We start from the raw sequence: 4,194 nt of genomic DNA on the forward strand, positions 1-4,194 counted from the left end.
TGCCGCCCTGCTTGAGCACGTCGAGGCCGATCTGCGTTGCGAGCGGGTGCGAGGTCGCGACCATCCCGTGCGCGGCGATGACCTCCGAGCGCGTCGCGAACGGCGCACCCGTGATGCGGTCGCCGGCGTGGACGGCGGAAGCGGCGGTGCACGCGGCGACCGCGAGCGCGAGGGCGATGCGACGCATGAGGATTCCCCTGGCCGGAAAGCGCCGAGGATACGCCGCGGCCCGCGGCACGGATGTAAAGAAGCGTAGGTGAATCCGAGCCGTCGCCGCGCGCCGAAACGGAGATTGCCCGCGTTGCTACGCCAGGTGCGCGAGCACGAACCGCCACAGCGGCAACGTCGCCATCGACAGCACGATGCCGAAGCCGACCAGCGCCGCGGCGAGTTCGGGTGCGAGACCCGCAAGCGACAGCAGCGCGCCGGCCGTGATCATCGGCGGCATCGCCGTCTCATAGACGGCCGCCGCGCGCATCTCGCCGTCGAGGCCCAGCAGGGCGCACAGGCCGAGCGCGAGCAGCGGCATCAGCAGCAGCTTGGCCACGAGTCCGTACGCGAAGACGCCGAGATGGTGGCGCGGCACGCGCAGGCGCAACTGCATGCCGCTCGCAAGCGCGACGAGCGGCAGCAGGCAGTCGGCGAGGAGTTTGAGCGGCTGCGTGACGATCTGCGGGGAAACCTTCGGCATCATTACCAGCGCGACGACGAGCGCAATGAACGGCGGGAACGTGGCGATGCGGCGCGTGATCGAGCGCCAGCCCGGGCGGCCACCGCCGTACACGCCCAGGACGATCAGGCCCACGGTGGAGAGGATCAGGAAGCTGCCGAACTGGTCGTACGCGACCGCGTAACGCAGCGCGTCGGCACCGGCCAGTGCGGGAACGAGCGCGAAGCCGAGGAACGAGGTGTTGCCGAGCGCGACGAGGAGCAGCAGCACGGCGGTTGCCGCGCGGTCGAAACGCAGCGCGCGCGAGAACAGCATCGTCAGCCCCGCGCTCGCACCGAAGATCAGCCACGGTATCGCGATGAGGTCGAGCAGCTCGCGATCGAGCATGAGTCGGGGTGCATGCAGCAGCACCGCAGCGGGCAGGCACACGTAGAGCACGACGAGGTTGAGCGCGGCCGGTGCGTCGGCCGGCACGACGCGGCGCCAGGCGAGCACTCGGCCGAAGGCGAGCATGGCGAGGACGAGCGCGAACGCGGACAGCGCGGACATCGGAGCGGTCACCGCTACGCGGTGCGCAGCGGGGCTGCGCGGTATCGGATCTCGCCAACGCTCGGGGCGGCCTCAGCCGTGCGACTCGAATGCATCGGCGTGGTCCATGGCATGACGATGGATCGCCAGCAGCGTCGCCTCGGCGTCGATCAGCGCGCCCAGGCGTTCGGCGATCGCGTCGAACGCCTCGGCGTCGGCGTCCGCGCCGGAAGGATGCATCGCCCAGGCCTGCGTGAACGCGTCCGCGAGTGCGTCGAGCCCGACCAGGCGCAGCCGTGCGACGAGAGCATCGTGATAGCCGGGGCCGAGGTTGTCGATCGCGGTTTCCAGCCCTTCGCAGTCGATCTGGTCGAAGGCATGGAAGATCGTGCAGATCGTCGTGTAGCCGTCCGGTAGCGGCGGCACGGCCGTCGCGTCGTACTCGTGGCGAGCCAGGAGGTGGCCGTACAGATGCTGCGCGGCGCTCCACAGGACCACTGGATCGGCCGTGCGCCAGAACTTGACCGGAATGGTGGCGCGGGCCCGCAGCGGGAACAGCCGATCGCGCACGAAATCGTTGAGGTCGCGCAGCGCCTCGACGGCGCCCGCAGGAATGCCCGTCACGTCGTCGGCGAGCGCGACGAGGTCGGGCGATTCCTTCCGCGCCTGCGCGGCCGCTTCCGCGGAGAGCTGGAACGCCCACTCGCCGAGTACGCCGCCTGCGCCCCTCGCGCGCAGGGTCAGTACGTTCTCCGGGCTGAATCGGCCCTCGAAGCGTCGCACCGGGCCATACGTGGGTTCGAGCAGGCGGGACAGCTCGAGCAGCAGCGACGGGATCTCGTACCAGTCGCCCCCGACGACGTCCAGGGAACCGCCTTTCCACGCGATCAGATCCATTTCGATCGCGCCGCCCCGGGATCGCGCCTCGATATGCGCGGTTGCGCCCCGCGTGTGCGTGCTGGACGCGGGAAAGGCCGGATCGTTGCGGCAGAAATCGAGCGTGCGCGCAATCTCGAACAGGATATCTTCGATGGCGCCCGGCCTGGCCATGCTCGAGCTTCCGGCAAAAAGGTGCGAGCGGTACTACTCGCCGAGCGCCTCGCGCATGAACTCCGGCAGCGCGAGCGCGGCCTTGTGGACGTCGACGTTGTAGTAGCGCGTCGCGAACTGCTTGGTCGCCGCGCCGCGTTCGCGGAACCCGCTGAGGTCGGCGCCCTTGCGCGCCATCGTGCAGCTCCACCAGCCGGTCGGGTAGATCGGTTGCGGGAACAGGAGCGTCCTCACCGCCTGGAAATCGGCGACGCGCATGGCCGTACGCATCGACTTGATGAGGTCCAGGTGTACGAGCGGCGACTCGCTCTGCTGCACCAGGATGCCGCTCGGCCGCAGCGCACGATGGCAGCTCGCATAGAAATCCGCGTTGAACAGGCCCTCGGCCGGGCCGACCGGGTCGGTCGAATCGACGATGACGACGTCGATCGATTCCGGCTCCTGCTCGGCCATGTACTTGATGCCGTCGATGAACAGCAGCTCCGCGCGCGGATCGGCATTCGACTCGCACAATTCAGGGAAGTACTGCTCGGCGAGGCGCGTGACGCGCTCGTCGATCTCGACCTGCACCGCGTGCTCGACTTCCTCGTGACGCAGCACCTCGCGCAGGGTGCCGCAGTCGCCGCCGCCGATGATGACGACGCGCTTGGCGCGCGCATGCGTGAACAGCGCCGGGTGCGACATCATCTCGTGATAGAGGAAGTTGTCGCGCGTGGACACCATCGTGCAGCCGTCGATGACCATGAGCTTGCCCCAGTCGGTCGTGTCGTAGATCTCGATCGACTGGAACGGCGTCTGCTCCGCGTGCAGGCGCTCCTTGATGCGCAGGCCGAACGAGGACCCGGAACGCGCGTGCTGCTCGGTGAACCAGTTCTGGGCGGTGGCGTTCTGCTGGGGCGCGGACATGGTGCTTCCTGCGGAGGGTCGAGGACGGGAACCCGGCGGGCGCCGGGGGCGCGATTGTAGCGGTTCCCGCGCGCGCCGACATACGCGCATTGCGACAGCTCGTTACACTATGCCGCTGGCACGAACGGATGGAGCAACGGGTGAGCAAGCAGCGCTGGACCGCGGACGACGCACGCCACACGTGGGCGGTGCCGCACTGGAGCGAAGGCTACTTCGACGTCGGCGACGACGGCGACCTGCTCGTACGTCCGCGTCGCGGCGACGGTCCGGCGCTGTCGCTGCCTGGCATCGTCGACGCAGCCTGCGTGCAGGGATCGCGCCTGCCGCTGCTCGTGCGCTTCGCCGACATCCTGCAGGACCGCCGTGCGCGCCTGCAGCGCGCGTTCGAGAAGGCGATGGCCGACTGGGACTACCACGGCGGTTACACGCTGATCTATCCGATCAAGGTGAACCAGCAGAACAACGTCGCCGGCGAACTCGCCGCCAACGCCGCGCCCGGCTTCGGCCTCGAGGCGGGCTCCAAGCCCGAACTCATGGCCGTGCTCGCGCTCGCCCGGCGCGGCAGCACGGTGATCTGCAACGGTTACAAGGATCGCGAATACATCCGCCTCGCGCTGATCGGCCGCAAGCTCGGGCTCGACATCTTCATCGTGATCGAGAAGCCGTCGGAGCTGCGTTACGTGGTCGAGGAGGCCACCGCGCTCGGCGTCGAACCCTTGCTCGGCGTGCGCATGCGTCTCAAGAGCCTCGGCGCGGGCAAGTGGCAGAACTCCGGCGGCGACAAGGCGAAGTTTGGTCTTACGCCGCGCCAGCTGCTGACCCTGCTCGACGAACTCGCCGCGGCGAAGCTGTCGCACACGCTCAAGCTGCTGCACTTCCACATGGGTTCGCAGATGTCGAACGTGCGCGACATCGCCAACGGCATGCGCGAGGCAGTGCGCTACTTCGTCGAACTCTCGCGCATGGGCCTGCCGATCACCCACATGGATGTCGGCGGCGGGCTCGGCGTCGATTACGAAGGCACGCGCTCGCGCTCGGAC

General features: G+C 68.7%; 4 protein-coding genes and 1 pseudogene. 1 reads left to right on the forward strand and 4 read right to left on the reverse strand.

Annotation, left to right across the window (positions count from 1 at the left end):
* The 4 genes and pseudogenes from VI238_RS17180 to speE form a co-directional block, all read right to left on the reverse strand.
* A pseudogene (locus tag VI238_RS17180) lies at positions 1-187 on the reverse strand (gamma-glutamyltransferase); the annotation flags it as partial.
* A gap of 117 nt (positions 188-304) precedes the next feature.
* On the reverse strand, positions 305-1,219 hold the full coding sequence (locus tag VI238_RS17185) for an AEC family transporter (RefSeq protein ID WP_331653578.1): 915 nt from the start codon (positions 1,217-1,219) through the stop codon (positions 305-307).
* A 72-nt stretch (positions 1,220-1,291) separates the two neighbouring features.
* On the reverse strand, positions 1,292-2,248 hold the full coding sequence (locus VI238_RS17190; protein WP_331653580.1) for a hypothetical protein: 957 nt from the start codon (positions 2,246-2,248) through the stop codon (positions 1,292-1,294).
* Positions 2,249-2,281: 33 nt separating this feature from the next.
* Complete coding sequence (speE, locus tag VI238_RS17195) at positions 2,282-3,154, reverse strand: polyamine aminopropyltransferase (protein WP_331653582.1); 873 nt, start codon at positions 3,152-3,154, stop codon at positions 2,282-2,284.
* A gap of 140 nt (positions 3,155-3,294) precedes the next feature.
* Between speE and speA the strand changes: the two genes are divergently transcribed.
* The coding region (gene speA / locus VI238_RS17200; RefSeq protein ID WP_414650083.1) for a biosynthetic arginine decarboxylase at positions 3,295-4,194 on the forward strand (900 nt) is incomplete at its 3' end.

Source organism: Dokdonella sp., from assembly GCF_036518555.1.
Lineage (GTDB): Bacteria > Pseudomonadota > Gammaproteobacteria > Xanthomonadales > Rhodanobacteraceae > Dokdonella_A.